This window comes from Streptoalloteichus tenebrarius, assembly GCF_024171885.1.
GTDB classification, from domain to species: domain Bacteria; phylum Actinomycetota; class Actinomycetes; order Mycobacteriales; family Pseudonocardiaceae; genus Streptoalloteichus; species Streptoalloteichus tenebrarius.
In genome coordinates, this window is the sequence record NZ_JAMTCP010000021.1 from 33,632 (window position 1) to 49,565 (window position 15,934).

Genomic DNA, 15,934 nt, shown 5'->3' on the forward strand with positions numbered 1-15,934 from the left:
TTCGACGCCTCGCCGCGCGTGGAGGGACCAGTCGATGTCGGGTGTCCGGGCCGTGTTCGCCGTCCTGCTCGTCGGGCTGCTCAGCGGCGCGTCCGCGCTCGGCTCCGGGCGCGCGGAGCGGGACGCGGAGCCGCCCAACCTGGGACGGGTCAAGGCGGCGGTCCGGGAGTTCTACGGCGACCGGGTCGACGCCGCCGGCCACCACCACGCCTCGCCGGACAGCCCGTGGGGCAGGCAGGTGGCCCACGAGGTGGGGCAGGCCAGGGACCACCTCGCCGAGCGGCTCGCCGCCGGGGTGGCGAACCCCGCCCTCGTCCTGGAGGTGGAGGACACGGCGGAGCTGAGCTACCCGCTGCGCGCCGACCGGGACTTCGCGGTCGACCGGCGGGCCGTCCACGAGGCGGTCCGGGCCGGCTCGCTCCCCGTCATCGAGCCGACGCGAGACCTCGTCGTGTGGGCCAAGCAGCACGGGGTGCGGGTGTTCTTCGTCGCCGCGCTCCCCGAGGACGCCGCGGACGGGGCCGTCGCCGGGTTGCGCGCGCACGGCTATCCCGAGCCGGACGGCTTCTTCACGTTCCCCGGTGAGGAGCCGCCCAGCTACCTGCGCTGCGCCGCCCGGTGCACGCCGCTCCAGTACAAGACCGGCACCCGGGCGTACCTGGAGCAGCAGGGGCACACCATTGTCGTCAACCTCGGCTCCCAGGAGGTCGACCTCGCCGGGGGCCACGCGGAGCGCGCCGTGAAGCTGCCCAACCCGATGTTTTTCGTACCCTGACGGAAAAGGCCCGCGTTTCCGGTACGCCCTCCAGCGCCGCTGGCGTCCGTGCGTCAGAAGACGGTGCCGACGTCCTGGGCGACGATGCGACTCAGGCAGCGTTCCGCGAGCGCCGCGACCGTCCACGACGGATTGCAGCACCCGGTCGACCCCGGGATGAGCGCGGCGTCCACGACGTAGAGACCGGGGTGGTCGAGCACGCGTCCGTCGAGGTCGCAGACCCTGCCCAGCACCGCGCCCCCCAGCGGGTGGAAGGTGAACGGGTCGAGCGCGTTGAGGTCCACGAGGGTCCCGCCGGTGGCGCGGACCAGCCGGTCGAGCGTGCTCCGGACGGCCTCCCGCGAGCGCTGGTCGGCGCTGACCGGCCACCGCAGCACCACCTCGTCGGCGCGCCCGTCGTAGTGGAACCGCCCGTGCCCGTCCGGGATGCCCATGCCGAGCATCGCCATGGTCCGCAGTTCGACCGGCAGCGGCGCGGGACCGTGCTCGACACTGACCGGCCCGGCCGGGTTGGACCAGTCCAGGATGGCCGAGCAGGCCGGCCCGCCCTGTGGCGGGTTGGTCGGCTGGGGGACGAGGTGGCGCAGGTAGAGCCGGTCGCCGTTGTTGCCCCAGTGCCCGCCCACGTCGTCCGGCAGGTCCGGCATCGCGCCGGTGCCCCTGGCCCGCACCAGCAGCCGCGACGTGCCGGCCGACCCCGCGCCCAGGAACAGGGCGTCGGCCGTGACCACGACGTGTTCCAGCACCTCGCCGTCGGTGTTGATCCGGTCGCAGCGCACGACGTAGCGGTTGGCGTTGTCCCTGCGGATGTCGCGCACCACGTGCAGGGGAGCGACCGTCACCCGTCCGGTGCGCTCGGCGGCGGCGAGGTAGGTGCGGTCGACGGAGTGCTTGCCGGAGTTGTTGACGCCGTAGATGACGTCCCCGGTGGACATCGAGGCGGGCACCTCGCCGCGCAGCTCGCGGCGCACGTCCTCCCAGTCGACCGGCAACGGCACCCGCTCGGCGCGCAGCCCCGCCCGTCGCGCGTGTTCCAGGAACAGGCGGGTCGAGGTGTACCGCACGTGGTCGAGCACGTCGTCGGGGATGGCGGTGAGCCGCAACATCGCCGCCACCCGGGGGTAGAAGACGCGGTCCATCTCGTCGTAGTCGACGCCGGAGGGCATGACCCTGGCGAACAGCTCGGCGTTCGGTCGCAGCGACATCCCGGCGTAGGCCAGCGACGACCCGCCGACGCCCGCGCCGCAGATGATGTCCATGCCCTGGCCCCTGACCCGTTCGATCACCCCGGTGTAGGGGCGGAACAGGGCGGGCGGCGAGGCGGGGAACACCGGGTGCGGCTTCAGCCAGCTCACCCGCCGGTCGGGGTGGAAGAACCGGGGGAAGGTGTCCGAGCCGGGCCCGGCCTCCCACCTCCGCCCGCGTTCCAGCACGAGGGTCCGCACCCCGGCCTCGGCCAGGCGTAAGGCGGCGACGCCCCCGCCGAAGCCGCTGCCGACGACCACCGCGCGCCAGCGTTCCTCGCGGGTGGGCGGTCCCGCCGCGTTCGCGGGGGCGGCGGCGGCCGTCAGGCCGAACGCCGTCACCGCCGATCCGGTCAGGAACCGCCGCCGGTCGAACCCCCTGGCCACCTGGTCTCCCTCCTGCCGTGGACTGGACAGGTGGCCACGCTAGAAGTGAGGGATCTTCACAACAACTCGTTGACCAGGGGAAACGTGAAGACAACACGGTTGACGGCACCGCTCCACACCATCGTGGACTCCGCCGGGTCAGCGGGCACGCGCAGTGATCGTCACCTCCTCCCGTGCTTCCTCCGTCCGGTCGAGCGTCACGGCGGCCACCTGGCGATCGGCGTCCCACTCCACGGAGCAACGGACACCGCACGTGATCACCGGCCGCTCCGGGAACCGGGAGCGGGGGAGGAACAGCTCGGTGGGGCCGCGCGCTCCCGCCCCCGGCCGGAGCACGACGGTCAGCGCCGTCCCGTCGTCGTCCCACCGCACCGGCTCGCCGGCGATCGCCCTGGGGTACGGCCTGGCCAGGCGGTCGGCCAGCGGGGCCCAGCCGCCGTCGGGCGCGTACGGCCCCCACCCGCCGCGATCGTTGGACCAGTACAGCCATCCGCTCCCGTTGCGGTCGGCCATGTCCACGACGTCGTCCACGTAGTCGAGCGCGCCGTCGACCGTCGCGTTCAGCCCGAACTCGGCCAGCAGCAACGGGGCGTCGAGCCGCCGCGCGACCTCGGTGTTGGCCCGACGCCACCGCTCCACGGTGTCCCGCGTGAGCGCCCTGGTGAGGCCGGTGTACGGCTGGCCGGCGGTGACCAGCACGGGGTAGAGGTGCGGCGCGTACGCGATCCTCGGCCCGCCGGGCCGGGGGTCGGAAAGTCGGCCCAGCGAGGACCGGAGGCCCCAGTTCACCCCGAGCGCCTGCGGCTCGACGAGGATCCACCGCCGGGTGTCGACCTCCCGGATCGCGTTGATCAGGCGCTGGGAGAACGGGGTCAGGAGGTCGCGCTCGAAGAACGGCCAGGTGCTCGTCCCGCCGTAGGGCTCGTTGAACAGGTCGTAGCCGAGGACCCCGTCCTCGCCGGCGAAACGTTGGGCGACATGCCGCCACATCGCCACGAAGTGCCGGGCCAGCTCGGGGTGCCGGCCCGTCGTGCCCCAGAGGTGGTCGAAGGCGCGCACGACCCCGGGCTGGAGGTAGGTCAGCTCCCACGGCGTCTGCGACACCGCCGGCAGGCCGTCGAAGTGGGTGGCCCAGCGGGGAGCGCCGTTGTTGGGGGACGCGCCGGCGACCGCCGGTCCCCACGCGTCCTGGTGCATGTCGAGCACCACGTGCACGCCGTGGCGGCCGTACCACCTGACGCGTTCCGCCACCTTGTCCAAATAGGACTCGTCATAGACGCCGGGGCTCGGTTCGACCCTGGCCCAGAAGACCAGCAGGCGCACGGCGTTGGAGCCCAGCCGCCGGACCTCGGCCGCGATCTCCGCCTCGCCCGTCCACGGCATCGCGTCTGGGGACTCCTTGGCGCTGTGGCCGTTGTTCATGCCGTGGAGGACCAGGGCGCGGCCCTGCTCGTCGGTCAGGTGGGGGAGGGACGGGCGTGCGCCGCTCCCCGCCCGCGCGCACGGGTCGGCCTCCGCGCCGCCCGCGCACGCCACCTCGGGGATCACTCGGTCCGGTGTGCGGGCGTCGGCCCGCTGGACGCCGACCAGGGGCGCCAGCAGGCCGACCACCACCGCCACCGCGAGGGCGGCGCTAGTACGCACGGGACGGGATCCAGTCGTCGTGGCCGTAGCCGCTCAGCGTCGTGCGGACCTCGGAGGCCCACTGCTGGGCGGCACCGCCGTCGCAGCGGGCCAGGACGAGCGGCGCGCCCTTCGCGGTGCCACCCGTGGCCAGGCACAACGTGGTGTCGGCGGTCGGGCGGAGCCGGCCGCCGTCCGTGGTCCACGTCTGGGCGGCGCTGCCGTTGCAGTTCCAGAGCTGGACGCGCTGCCCGGGGACCAGGTTCTGGTTGGGCACGTCCAGACACCGGTCGTGGGTCAGCTCGGAGTGCACCGACCGGCGCTGCGCGTCGTACCAGAACGCCTGGTTGCGCCCGCCGTGACAGGTCCAGGCGAGCACCGCCGTGCCGTTGCGGGCGTTGTACCCCTCGGCGTCGGCGCACAACCCGGTCGCCGGGTTGCGAAGCTGACGGAACTCCAGCAGGCCGGGGATCAGCGTCGTGCTCCCGGTGCTCGCCGGGTCGACACAGGTCGCCTTGGTCCACTGTGGATTGCGGTAGAAGGCGGCCATGCAGGACGCGAACGCCCCGTGGCCCCTCTCGTTGGGGTGGAAGGACTGCTGGAGCGCGTGCGGGTCGAGCAGGTTGCCGTTCTCGATGGTCAGACCCCGCGCCCACGTGTTGTCCGAGCACACCTCGTGGCCGTCGAAGAGCCGGCTGGCGTCGAGGAAGCGCGCGCCGGTGTTCTCGGCGGCGCGCCGGACCGCCTGCGCGAACAGGGGGACGGCCTTGTTGCGCGCGAAGGCCATGTCCTTCAGGTAGGCCAGGCAGCCGCCGCCGTACCAGCCGGGGAAGTCCGGGTTGTCCTCCACGTCGGGGCCGGTCGGCGTGGGGTAGCTCATCAGGACGAGCTGGTAATCGCCGTCGGCGTAGCCGGCGTCGCGCATGGTCTGCCGTACGCTGCGGACCGCCTGCTCGGCCCCCGCCTGGGAGCCGTCGACCCTCCGCTGCCACCCGTCGGTGTACTCGGGCCAGCAGTTGCCCTGGAACAGCACCCGTCGCTTCACGCAGTCGCTGATGACGGGCCCGAACTCCACGCCGCCGTAGTCGTTCGCGCTGATGACGATCCACACCAGCTTCAGCCGCGTGTTGCGGGCCTTGATGGCGAGGTTGTCACCCTGGTTCAGGTCGTCGTACTGGTGCTCGTCGCTGCGGTACACCAGGTTCGCGCTCCGACCGCCCGAGCAGGCGAGGTTGAGGGTGAGGTCGACGGGGATTCCCGTGCGGTGCACGGCGGCGTCGAGGGAGCGGTCGCACCAGTTGTCGGGGCCGTGCGTGCCCGGCTCGTAGTTTCCGACGCCCTCGCCGGAGATCTCGCTGTCGCCGAGGGTCGTGATCGCGGTGCGGCGCTGGTCGGCCGGGCGGATCTCCGGGCTGCCGTAGAGCCGGACGGCCTCGGCCCGCCGGATCTGTTCGAGGTCGTCGGGTAACGGTGGGATCGCGCGGGTCCCGGCGGCCGCGCTCGCGGGCGGGGGCGCGGCGTCGGCCGGCGACGGCGGGCCGGCCAGGGAGAGTGTCGACGCGGTGAGGGCGGTCAGCGCGAGGGCCGCGCGTAACCACCGACGGCTGCGGTCCGGCATGGCGGTTGCCCTTCTGTGCAGGGGGCGGGGTCGGGTGAGGGAGATCACCCGGCCCCGCCCGCACGGTAACCGCTGGGCCGTCAAACCTGAAAGCCCTTCACGTCTGGCGGATCGGTTCAGCGGCGCGACGACCCCATGCGGTCCAGCAGGAACGCCCGGAGCGCGTCGAGGTCGGCGTCGACGGCCACCTCGATCTCCCGACCCACCCGGTTCGTCGAGTGGTTCCGACGGTCGCCGATCACCATCCCGCGCGTCGGGCCGACCCCGCACTCCACCTCGACGGCCATCCGCTCACAGCGCAGGATTCCCGGCTGGATCACCTCGGCGAGGGCCACCGCGTCGTGCAGCGCCATCGCGTCCCGGCTCAGCGCCTTCCGGTAGTTGGCGCGGTACGGGGCCGTCAGCCCGACCAGGCTCTCGCCCACCGGCCCGGAGTTCGCCAGGGTGTCCAGCCACTCCGAGTCCACGGCGCAGCGGTGCGTGAGGTCGATCGGCACCAGCACGACCGGCACGTCCTCCTCGACCAGCACCCGCCGTGCGGCCTCGGGGTCGCTCCAGATGTTGAACTCGGCCGTGGCGGTGATGTTGCCGATCTCCAGGCCGCCGCCCATCACAACGAGTCGCTCGATCTTCGGCTTCAGCTCGGGGTAAGAGGCCAACAGCAGCGCGATGTTGGTCATGGGGCCGATCGGCGCGATCGTCACCGGTTCGTCGGCGCGGCGCAGGACGTCGGCCAGCACCTCCACCGCCGGGCGCGGGTCGACCTCGGCGCCGGGCGTCGGGAGGCTCGCGCCCTGCCCGCCCAACCCGTCGTCGCCGTGGATGAGGGCCGCGCGGGGTGGCTGCGGGTACACCAGGGGGCGGGCCGCCCCCGCCGCCACCGGGACGTCCTCCCTCCCGACCAGCGCGAGCAGCCGCCGGGCGTTGAGGGTCGTCGACTCCAGACCCACGTTGCCGAACACGGTGGTCAGGGCGCGGAGGTCGACCTCGGGGCTGTGCGCGGCCAACACGAGGGCGAACGCGTCGTCGATGCCGGGGTCGGTGTCGACGACCAGCGGGCGGGGGCTCATCGGGCCAGCACCTCCTCGACCTCGGCCAGCGTCGGCAGCGAGGGCTGCGCGCCGTGCCGGGTCGCGGTGAGGGCGCCCACGGCGCACGCCCGCCGCAGCGCCTCCTCGTCCTCCCTGCCCTCCAGCAGGCCGAGCACCAGGGCCGCGGTGAACGCGTCGCCGGCCGCGGTGCCGTCCACGGCGCGCACCGTCGGCGGGGTCGCCCTGGCGACCTCCCTGCCCTCGCGCAGCAGCACCGCGCCCTCCGCGCCGAGGGTCACGGCCACCGTCCTCACGCGGTCGACGCCGGGCACGCCCTCGTACTCCTCGCGGTTGACCACGACCAGGTCGGCCCGGTCGAGCACGGCCTGGGGCACCGGCCGTGCGGGCGCGGCGTTGAGCGCGAAGAAGTTCGGCGCGTGTTCGGCCGCGGCCACCACGGCCCGCTCGGGCACCTCCAGCACCGTGAGCACGGCGTCGGCTCCGGCGAGCTGTCCAGGGTGGACGGTCACGTGCGCGTTGGCCCCCGGCACGACGACGATGGTGGTGTCGGCCGACTCGTCCACCTCGATCAGCGCGGTGCCCGTTGCGTCATCCACAGTGGACACATGGGTCAGGTCGACCCCCGCCTCGCGCAGCAACGCGAGCGCGGGCTCGGCCGACGCGTCCGCGCCCACCGCGCCGACGAGGGAGACCTCGGCGCCGAGCCGTCGCGCGGCCAACGCCTGGTTCGCGCCCTTGCCCCCCGGCGCCCGGTCGAATCGTGTCGCTGTCAGTGTCTCTCCAGGTCGTGGCAGCGCGCGGACCCCGGCGAGGAGGTCCAGGTTCACGCTGCCCACGACGGTGATCGAAGGAGCCATGGCCCCATCCTCCCTCCCCGCCCTCCTCCGGACCCGCGAATATCCCGCGCCCTCGTCCCGCTCCCGCGCCTTCCAGAGGACGACCCTCCGTAGTGCGAAGACCACGGGTTCACCCGTCTCACGGAATCCCGGAAGCGGGGGGTGTCCGGGCTACGCTGGCGCTGCTACGGTCCCCTTGCCGCCGGTCTGCGGACGTGGTTGGAAGTGAGCCCGGGTATCCCGCGTTGTCGTGGGCGCCCGGGCTTCGCGCTACTGAGGCGAGATCCTGACAGGACAATCCGGAGATCGGGCGGGATGTCCGATGTGTCAGGAGAGGGCCACGCCAACAGAGCAGTCCTGGACCGGCCAGACGGCGGCTTCCTTGCGGTGGTGCGGAGAGGGGAGAACTGGTCTGCTCAGGGTTCGAGCTTCTTCTCCAGCGCCTCCGCCGCCTTGCGCGCCATGTCCGCGACCGCTGCCTGCTCCCGCGCCCGCTCCGCCGCGCTCGCCTCGTAGTCGGCCCTGCGGTCGCGGACCACCCGCGCTGGAGCGCCGACGGCGATGGAGTACTCCGGGATGTCTCCCCGCACCACGGCGTGCGCGCCCAGAACGCTGCCCCGGCCCACACGGGTTCCCCTCAACACCGTGACCTTGGTGCCGATCCAGCAGTCCGGGCCGATCCGCACCGGTGTCTTCACGATGCCCTGGTCCTTGATGGGCAGGTTGACGTCGCTGGTGATGTGGTCGAAGTCGCAGATGTAGACCCAGTCGGCGACGAGCGTGGAGGCGCCGATCTCCACGTCCATGTAGCAGTTGACGGTGTTGTCCTTGCCGAACACCGCCTTGTCGCCGATCCGCAACGAGCCCTCGTGGCAGCGGATCGCGTTGCCGTCCCCGATGTGCACCCAGCGCCCGATCTCCAGCCGCCCGTGCCCCGGACGGCAGTGGATCTCCACGTTCCTGCCGAGGAACACCATGCCGCGCAGCACGACGTGCGGGTTGGCGAGGCGGAAGCGGAGCAGTCGCCAGTAGCGGACCAGGTACCAGGGCGTGAACGCCCGGTTCCGCCACACCCACCGCAGGGACTCCCTGGTCAGGAACCTCGCCTGCCTCGGGTCGCGCTTCAGCCACGCCGTCCAGCGCGTGGCCATCGGAGCCCCCCACATGCTCGTCATGCGCGCAGCCTAAGCGTTGCCGCCGCAACCTCCACCACGATCGCCGAGCGGAGTCACGGGGCTACTACTCGTGCTCGTCGGGCGTGGGAACGGGATGGTCAGGTCGCACCCCGCGTCTTCCCGTCGGTCCGAGCACGTACCCCCGATCGTCGTTGCTCGGTCGGCAAGCCCTGGGCCGTTGGCCGGAGCGGGCTCGCCTGGCGGAAGAGCAGCTACAGCACGAGCCAGGAGAACTGTGTGGAGGTCGCTCCGGTGTGGGGCGTGGTGGGGGTGCGGGACTCGAAGAATCCGTCGGGTCCGCCTGTTGTTGTTCTCGCCCCGTGCGTTCGGGGCGTTCGTCGCCTCTGTCCGTCGCAGCCAGGGGCGCTGACGGGGGACGGCGCTCCTGGTAGGGAGATCAGATCGGCGGCGGGCCGAAGATGTTGCCGGTGGGGATCTTGGGGCGTGGCAGGGGCGCGCGGTCCCGGCGGCGGGCCGACGCGTAGACCTCGGCGGTGCCGACGGCGATGCGGTCCCAGTCGAAGTCCGTCGCCAACCGGGCCTTGGCCGCCCGGGCGCGCCGGCGGGCCGCGGCCGGGTCGTCGAGCACCGCGCGGACGGCGGTGGCCAGGCCGGGGATGTCGCCGGGCGGGAAGGACAGCCCGGTCACGCCGTCGACCACGACCTCGCCGAGGCCGCCGGCGGTGGAGGCGACCAGGGGCACGCCCGCCGCCGCCGCTTCCAAGGCGACGATGCCGAACGGCTCGTAGCGGCTGGGCAGCACGACCGCGTCGGCGGCGGAGAGCAGCGCGGCCAGGTCCGCGTCGGACAGGTGGCCGGTGAACCGCACCGACCGCGCCACCCGGTGCTTGCGGGCCTGCTCGGCCAGCCAGTCCTCGTGCGATCCCTTGCCCGCGACGACGACGGTCGCGCCGGGGTGCGTGCGGCGGATGCGGGGCAGCGCGGCGATCAGGTCCTGGACGCCCTTCTCCCACTCCAGACGGCCGAAGAAGAGCAGCAGCGGCGCGTCGGGGCGCCCGAAGCGCTCCCGCGCCTCGGCGACGGCCGAGGGGCGCACCCGCCACCGGCGTGGCTCGATGCCGTTGTGCAGCACGGTGATGGTCTCGGGGTCGACCTCGAAGAGGTGCACGACCTCGTCCCGCATCGCGGACGAGCAGGTGACCAGCGCGTCCGCCCGGTTCGCCAGCCACCACTCCACCGAGTGCACCTGCTGGTTGAGCGCGTGGGACAGCCAGCCGGAGTGCCGCCCCGCCTCGGTCGCGTGGATCGTCGCGACCAGGGGGACCTCGGCCGCGTCGGCCAGGGCGATCGCCGGGTGGGTGACCAGCCAGTCGTGGGCGTGCACCACGTCCGGCCGCCAGTCCCGCAGCAGGGCGAGCCCCGCCCGCACCATGGCGTGGCCCATCGCCAGCGTCCACGCCACGAGGTCGCGCTCGAACACCAGGTGCGGCGGGTCCTCCGCCACCCTGATCAGGCGGACGCCCTCGCTGACCAGGTCGGAGTCGGGGTGGGTCGCGGCGTCGGTGCCCGAGGGCTGCCGGCAGAGCACGACCACCTCGTGGCCATGGGCGGCGAGCCGCCGGGCCAGGGCGTGCACATGCCGGCCGAGCCCGCCGACCACGACCGGCGGGTACTCCCAGGACAACATCAGCACGCGCATCGGCGGCATCCTCCCAGGTCGCCTCCTGCCGGCTACTCACCGGTACCTTTCCAACGGTCGAGGGACCCCTGAAGGTGTGATCAACAGGGCGTGGTGGGTCGGCCCGCCGCTGCTCCCGCCCTGGTCGGACCGGGGGTCGGGGCCGTCGCGTTGCCGCCGACTCCCGGCGGGGCCATGCTGGCCGTGGCCGATCTCGTTGGCTCGTTTCCTCACGCCCGGAGGCAGCCGTGAGCGATCATCGCCTCCCGTCCGCTCGTGGGTGCCGACTGGGTACGGGTGTCCCTCCCGGTGCTCGGGAACCCGTGAGCGTTGATGACCTGTGTCGGGCACGGGGGTGCCGGCCCGTCGCGGGCGCGGCGCGGCCGGGGGAGGGGACATGAGCCTCGACGAGCTGCGCCAGCGCGGACGGGAGGCCTTCGCCGCGCTCATCCCGAACGGGGAGGAGCGGCTGGACCGCCTCTTCCTCGCCGCGCCCGCGCTGGGCGAGCTGACGGTGAGCACGCTCTACGGGTACCTGCACCACCGGTCGGCGCTCGACCCCAGGACCAGGGAGGCGATCGCCCTGGCGGCGGTGATGGCCTCGGGCACGACCGAGACGCCGCTGGCGATCCACGTCCGCACGGCGCTCGCCGCCGGCCTGGCTCCCGCCGAGGTGGTGGAGGTGCTCGTCCAGACGGCCGCGTTCAGTGGGTACCCCCGCGCGGTGCAGGCGCTGGCGCGGGTGGAGGAGGTGCTCGGCGAGGCGGGGTCCCCGCTGCCGGCCTTCCCCGCGCCCCGCGAGGTGTTGCTCTCGCTGGTCGAACGGCTCCGCGCGGAGGGCAGGCAGGCGACGGGTGCCGGGTACGCGGTGGACACCGACGAGCGGGACTACCTCGACGCGCCGGGGTCGGGGGGCGGCGTGGCCGAGCTGCTGGAGCCCGAGTTCGGGGACGACCGGGCCCTGGCCGAGCTGCGGGACATGGCCGTGGCGGGGCTGCACGTCCAGGTGCGGACGACCAGCTCGCACACGGCCGTCGCGCTGTTCAACGGCGAGTCGGACCGGCCGTCGGCCGTCGTGCACGCCACCATGCACGCCGGGCGGGTCTCCGAACTGGTGTGCCTGCGCCCGGTGACCTGACCGCGCGGCCGCTGGTCAGGCGCGCCGCGCCAGGTCGCGGGCGTCGAGGTGGCCGAAGGGGCCGTCCTCGCGCCGCAGTCGCCGCGCCAGCGCGAGGGCCTCGGCCCTGCGGCCCGTGCCCGCGAGGGTGGCCAGCTCCCGGAACCGCGCCGTGTGCCGGTCCGCCCGCTCCCTGGCGTAGCTCGCGGCGGAGTCCTTGGTGACCATGAAGGCCCAGTCGCTGGACAACGCCAGCAGGGCCTCCCTGACCACCTGGTCCAGCACGGGGTCGCGGTCGGGTCCGCCAAGTTCGTCCACAGTGGACAGAAGATCGCGCTGGACGCCGGCGCCGGTGGCGACCAGGTCCGCGACCTGCTCGCCGTCCCACACCCGCCAGTCCTTGCCCGAGCCCCACGAGGAGGCGGGGAGGTCCACCGGGTCGCCGAGGTGACCGGCCTCCACCGCGCCGCGCAACGTGGTGACCCGCACGCCGGCCTCCGGCAGCGCGGTCAACACCGCCTCCAGCCACTGTGGACCCTCGTGCCACCAGTGCCCGTACAGCTCCGTGTCATAGGCGGCGACCACCATGCCGGGGCGGCCGTGCCGGTCCGCCAGCGACCGCAGCCGCCGCACCACGACGTCGACGAAGTCCCGGACGTGCTCGCGCACCGCGACCGCCGCGAGCGCGGGCTCGTAGGGCTTCTTGCGCTCCGGAGGAACGTGCTTGCCGGTGACCCGGCACGGCTTCAGGCCGGAGGGGTGGTCGAAGGTGTGGAAGTCGCGGTAGGCCGCGTGCCCCGGGTAGCCCGCGCGCGGCGACCACACGCGGTACGTGACGTCGAGATCGCGCCCGAAGCAGATGACGTCGGAATCCCCGACAGTGCGGGCGAAGGCCGTCTCACCGCGCAGCGAGGGTCCGTCGACCAGGAACCGTCGGACGCCCGCAGCCGCGTAGTCCGCCTCCATGCCCGGCGCGTAGCCGCACTCCGGCGCCCAGATCCCCTCCGGCCTGGTGCCGACGCGCCACGCCGTGTCGGTCAGACCCGCGCGCAGGGCGAACGAGCGCACCCGCTGGTCCAACAACGGCTGGAAGGGGTGGGTCGCCGGACCCCCAAGCAGCTCGATGACGCCGGCGTCGACCAACGGCCGCAGCAGGGGGGAGAACCCGTGCCGCCACCGGCTCTCGAACGCGTCGAGGGCGCGGGTCGCCTGCCGGTGCTCCTCGGCGGCCAGCTCGCGCAGCGCGGGATCGGCCTTCCACCGCCCGCCCCAGCGGGTGGCGGCGAGGTGAGCCCTGGTCCGCCACGTCCCGAGCCAGTGGTGGAAGTTCCGCAGGCAGTACGGGTCGTCGAGCTGCGCGGCGAGGACCGGGGTCACGCCCAGGGTCAGGACGTCCCGGTGACCGCGCTCGGCCATGCGCTCCACGAGGTCGATGACGGGCAGGTAGGAGTGCGCCCACGCCTGGTAGAGCCACTCCTCGCCCACCGGCCACGACCCGTGGTGCGCCAGCCAGGGCAGGTGGCTGTGCAGCACGAGGCAGAAGCTGCCGACCGGTTCGCGGCTCACGGCCGCACCGCCACCGCGACGAGGTCCAGGCTCGCGTCGAGGTCCCGCTCGCTGATCTCGAAGTCCGACGTGGACACCGAGGCCACGTCGGCGAGCAGGGCCGGCGGCCACGGCCCGCCGGAGAGCGCGACGGCGACCTGCGCGTCGATGATCGAGCCCCCGTGTGCCGCGTCCAGCTCGCGCAGCCGGGGGCCGTGGCGCAGCCCGGCCAGCGTCTCGACGCGGAAGCCGGCCCCGCGCACCAGCTCGTCGAGTTCGGCGGGGGACAGCTCCCTGGTGTGGAAGGGGTTGAGCGGGGTGTCCCTGCCGGGGGAGAAGGTGATGCGGTTCGGCGTGGTCACCACGAGCCGGCCGCCGGGGCGCAGCACCCTGGCGCACTCCAGGAGGAACCCCTCCTGGTCCCACAGGTGCTCGATCACCTGGAGGTTCGCCACGACGTCCACCGAGGCCGACGGCAACGGCAGGCTCGCCAGGTTGCCCCGGACCACGCGGAGCTGGGGGTACCGGCGGGCGACGTGGGCGGCGGTCAGCTCGTCGTAGTCGAGGGCGATCACCTCGTCGGCCACGCCCGCGATCAGCGCCGCGCCGTAGCCCTCCCCGCAGCCGGCCTCCAGGACGCGCGCGCCCGCGCAGTACGGCAGCAGCGCCTCGTACGCCGCCTCGTGCCGACGGAACCAGTAGTTCTCCTCGGGCACACCGGGCACTGTGCGCTCCCCGGTGAGCGGCAGTGGCTCGACGGGGTCCATCGGCTGCGGGGTCACGGGGCGGAGGGTAACCGTGGGGACGCCGTCACCTGCTCGATCGGGTAGCGTCCGACGGCGTCCGCCTAGGTGAGCACCATCACGCCATCCGGGCGCTTGCCGCCGTTTGCGCCCCCGCTACTGGTCAGTAACATCGGGGTGGTCGAGGCCACCGTGCCACACCGGCGCCTGACGTGGCAGGGTCGGTCGAACATCCGGCCTTGAGCCGTCAACGCGCCGCAGTCCGCAGGAGGTCGAAGGGGACCCATGAACATCGTCGTCCTGGTCAAGCAAGTGCCCGACACCAACTCCGAGCGCAGGCTGACCGACTCAGACCACACCCTGGACCGCGCGTCCGCGGACGTCGTGCTCGACGAGATCAACGAGCGCGCCGTGGAGGAGGCCCTTCGGCTCCAGGAGGCCCACGGCGGCGAGGTCACCGTCGTCACGATGGGCCCGGACAGCGCGACCGACGCGCTGCGCAAGGCGCTGTCGATGGGCGCCGACAAGGCGGTGCACCTCAGCGACGCGGCCCTGCACGGCTCGGACGCGGTGCAGACCGCGCGGGCACTGGCCAAGGTGATCGGCACCGTCGAGGGCGTGGACCTGGTGCTGGCCGGCAACGAGGCCACCGACGGCCGGATGGGCGCGGTGCCCGCGATGGTCGCCGAGGTGCTGGGCCTGCCCGCGCTGACCCACGCGCGCAAGGTCGAGGTCGACGGCAGCACCGTGCGGGTCGAGCGGGAGACCGACGAGGGCGTGGCCTTCGTCGAGGCCGCCCTGCCCGCCCTGGTGAGCGTCGGCGAGAAGATCAACGAGCCGCGCTACCCGTCGTTCAAGGGCATCATGGCCGCCAAGAAGAAGCCGGTGACCACGCTCGGCCTCGCCGACGCCGGCATCGACGCCGCCGAGGTCGGCCTGGCCAACGCCGCCACCACCGTGGTGGAGGCCGCGCCGAAGCCGCCGCGCTCGGGCGGCCAGAAGGTCGAGGACGCCGGCGACGGCGGCGTCAGGATCGCCGAGTTCCTGGCAGCCCAGAAGCTCATCTGACGACGCAGCGAGGAGGAGAACAAGCCAATGTCCGAGGTTCTGGTCCTCGTTGACCACGTCGACGGCGAGGTCAAGAAGGTCACCTTCGAGCTGCTGTCCGCGGCCCGCCGGCTCGGCGAGCCCGCCGCCGTGGTGGTCGGCGCCCCCGGCTCGGCCGCCAAGGCCAAGGAGTCCCTGGCCCGCTTCGGCGCCGCCAAGGTCTACGTGGCCGAGTCCGACGAGGCGGCCAGCCTGCTGGTGACGCCCAAGGTGGACGTGCTGGCCGCCCTGGTCGGCAGCGCCTCGCCGGCCGCCGTGCTGGTCTCGGCCACCGCCGAGGGCAAGGAGGTCGCCGGCCGGCTCGCGGTCCGCGTGGGCTCCGGCGTGCTGGCCGACGTCGTCGACCTCGACGGCGAGGGCGTGGCCACCCAGTCCGTGTTCGGCGGCGCCTACACCGTGAAGGCCAAGGTGACCACCGGCGTGCCGGTGATCAGCGTGCGGCCCGGCGCGGTCGAGGCCGAGGAGGCGGCCGGCGCCGCCGCCGAGGAGACCGTCGAGGTCCCCTCGGTCGACCCGGCCAGGGCGGTGCGGATCACCCGGCGCGAGCCGGTGACCGGCGGCGACCGCCCCGAACTCACCGAGGCGTCCGTGGTCGTCTCCGGCGGCCGCGGCGTGGGCAGCGCCGACAACTTCGCCCTGGTGGAGAAGCTGGCCGACGTGCTCGGTGGCGCCGTGGGCGCCTCCAGGGCCGCGGTGGACTCGGGCTACTACCCGCACCAGTTCCAGGTCGGCCAGACCGGCAAGACGGTCGCCCCGCAGCTCTACATCGCGCTGGGCATCTCCGGCGCGATCCAGCACCGGGCCGGCATGCAGACCTCGAAGACGATCGTCGCGGTGAACAAGGACCCCGAGGCGCCCATCTTCGAGATCGCCGACTTCGGCGTGGTGGGCGACCTGTTCCAGGTCGCTCCGCAGCTCACCGAGGAGATCACCAAGCGCAGGGGCTGATTCCCGGCCCGCGCGAGCGGTGGGGAGGCTTCCGTCGACGGCGGAAGCCTCCCCGCTGTGCATTCGGGGTAACGGAAATCCGGAAGGGTGTTAACCCGCACGGGGTATTGCGTGATTCTCCCTGG

13 protein-coding genes are annotated in these 15,934 nt (G+C 73.4%); 4 read left to right on the top strand and 9 right to left on the bottom strand.

The annotated features are described in order from the left end of the window. Positions 1 to 34: 34 nt before the first annotated feature. Positions 35 to 775 (top strand): HAD family acid phosphatase, encoded by a 741-nt coding sequence (locus LX15_RS18025; protein WP_253670782.1) that lies wholly within the window; start codon positions 35 to 37, stop codon positions 773 to 775. Between the two features lie 53 nt (positions 776 to 828). On the opposite strand, the gene LX15_RS18030 is transcribed toward LX15_RS18025, so the two are convergent. From LX15_RS18030 to LX15_RS18065, 7 genes are all read right to left on the bottom strand, one after another. After that, the gene (locus LX15_RS18030) at positions 829 to 2,406 is read right to left on the bottom strand and encodes a GMC oxidoreductase (protein WP_253670783.1); all 1,578 of its coding nucleotides are present in this window, start codon (positions 2,404 to 2,406) and stop codon (positions 829 to 831) included. Between the two features lie 138 nt (positions 2,407 to 2,544). Beyond that, positions 2,545 to 4,050 (bottom strand): cellulase family glycosylhydrolase, encoded by a 1,506-nt coding sequence (locus LX15_RS18035; protein WP_253670784.1) that lies wholly within the window; start codon positions 4,048 to 4,050, stop codon positions 2,545 to 2,547. After that, complete coding sequence (locus LX15_RS18040; RefSeq protein ID WP_253670785.1) at positions 4,040 to 5,647, bottom strand: ricin-type beta-trefoil lectin domain protein; 1,608 nt, start codon at positions 5,645 to 5,647, stop codon at positions 4,040 to 4,042. Before LX15_RS18040 ends, LX15_RS18035 begins: the two co-directional genes overlap by 11 nt. A gap of 116 nt (positions 5,648 to 5,763) precedes the next feature. Beyond that, positions 5,764 to 6,717, bottom strand: coding sequence for a nucleoside hydrolase (locus LX15_RS18045; protein ID WP_253670786.1), 954 nt, complete (start codon positions 6,715 to 6,717; stop codon positions 5,764 to 5,766). Next, the gene (locus LX15_RS18050; protein ID WP_253670787.1) at positions 6,714 to 7,556 is read right to left on the bottom strand and encodes a ribokinase; all 843 of its coding nucleotides are present in this window, start codon (positions 7,554 to 7,556) and stop codon (positions 6,714 to 6,716) included. The genes LX15_RS18045 and LX15_RS18050 overlap by 4 nt, the downstream gene beginning before the upstream one ends. A gap of 395 nt (positions 7,557 to 7,951) precedes the next feature. Next, a complete protein-coding gene (locus LX15_RS18055) occupies positions 7,952 to 8,710 on the bottom strand; it encodes an acyltransferase (RefSeq protein WP_253670788.1) in 759 nt (252 codons plus the stop codon). Positions 8,711 to 9,107: 397 nt separating this feature from the next. Beyond that, positions 9,108 to 10,370: a glycosyltransferase family 4 protein gene (locus tag LX15_RS18065; protein WP_253670789.1), complete on the bottom strand. Its 1,263-nt coding sequence runs from the start codon at positions 10,368 to 10,370 to the stop codon at positions 9,108 to 9,110. 376 nt (positions 10,371 to 10,746) lie between these two features. Here LX15_RS18065 and LX15_RS18070 point away from each other — a divergent pair, with 376 nt between their 5' ends. Next, positions 10,747 to 11,487, top strand: coding sequence for a carboxymuconolactone decarboxylase family protein (locus LX15_RS18070; protein ID WP_253670790.1), 741 nt, complete (start codon positions 10,747 to 10,749; stop codon positions 11,485 to 11,487). A gap of 15 nt (positions 11,488 to 11,502) precedes the next feature. Here LX15_RS18070 and LX15_RS18075 read toward each other — a convergent pair whose 3' ends face one another. Continuing rightward, entirely contained in the window at positions 11,503 to 13,032 is a 1,530-nt protein-coding gene (locus tag LX15_RS18075; RefSeq protein WP_253670791.1) for a 1,4-alpha-glucan branching protein domain-containing protein, read from the bottom strand. Further along, the gene (locus LX15_RS18080; RefSeq protein WP_253670840.1) at positions 13,029 to 13,778 is read right to left on the bottom strand and encodes a class I SAM-dependent methyltransferase; all 750 of its coding nucleotides are present in this window, start codon (positions 13,776 to 13,778) and stop codon (positions 13,029 to 13,031) included. The genes LX15_RS18075 and LX15_RS18080 overlap by 4 nt, the downstream gene beginning before the upstream one ends. Positions 13,779 to 14,039: 261 nt before the next feature. On the opposite strand from LX15_RS18080, the gene LX15_RS18085 reads away from it, so the two are divergent. Both LX15_RS18085 and LX15_RS18090 read left to right on the top strand, forming a co-directional pair. Then, on the top strand, positions 14,040 to 14,822 hold the full coding sequence (locus LX15_RS18085) for an electron transfer flavoprotein subunit beta/FixA family protein (RefSeq protein WP_253670792.1): 783 nt from the start codon (positions 14,040 to 14,042) through the stop codon (positions 14,820 to 14,822). 27 nt (positions 14,823 to 14,849) lie between these two features. Next, positions 14,850 to 15,809 carry an electron transfer flavoprotein subunit alpha/FixB family protein gene (locus tag LX15_RS18090; protein WP_253670793.1) on the top strand — a complete coding sequence of 320 codons (960 nt, stop codon included), beginning with the start codon at positions 14,850 to 14,852 and terminating at the stop codon, positions 15,807 to 15,809. Positions 15,810 to 15,934 lie beyond the last annotated feature (125 nt).

Coding starts and splice junctions, on each gene's coding strand:
- LX15_RS18025 (WP_253670782.1), top strand. CDS start 35: ATGTCGGGTGTCCGGGCCGTGTTCGCCGTCCTGCTCGTCGGGCTGCTC.
- LX15_RS18040 (WP_253670785.1), bottom strand. CDS start 5,647: ATGCCGGACCGCAGCCGTCGGTGGTTACGCGCGGCCCTCGCGCTGACC.
- LX15_RS18045 (WP_253670786.1), bottom strand. CDS start 6,717: ATGAGCCCCCGCCCGCTGGTCGTCGACACCGACCCCGGCATCGACGAC.
- LX15_RS18050 (WP_253670787.1), bottom strand. CDS start 7,556: ATGGCTCCTTCGATCACCGTCGTGGGCAGCGTGAACCTGGACCTCCTC.
- LX15_RS18055 (WP_253670788.1), bottom strand. CDS start 8,710: ATGACGAGCATGTGGGGGGCTCCGATGGCCACGCGCTGGACGGCGTGG.
- LX15_RS18065 (WP_253670789.1), bottom strand. CDS start 10,370: ATGCGCGTGCTGATGTTGTCCTGGGAGTACCCGCCGGTCGTGGTCGGC.
- LX15_RS18070 (WP_253670790.1), top strand. CDS start 10,747: ATGAGCCTCGACGAGCTGCGCCAGCGCGGACGGGAGGCCTTCGCCGCG.
- LX15_RS18080 (WP_253670840.1), bottom strand. CDS start 13,778: ATGGACCCCGTCGAGCCACTGCCGCTCACCGGGGAGCGCACAGTGCCC.
- LX15_RS18085 (WP_253670792.1), top strand. CDS start 14,040: ATGAACATCGTCGTCCTGGTCAAGCAAGTGCCCGACACCAACTCCGAG.
- LX15_RS18090 (WP_253670793.1), top strand. CDS start 14,850: ATGTCCGAGGTTCTGGTCCTCGTTGACCACGTCGACGGCGAGGTCAAG.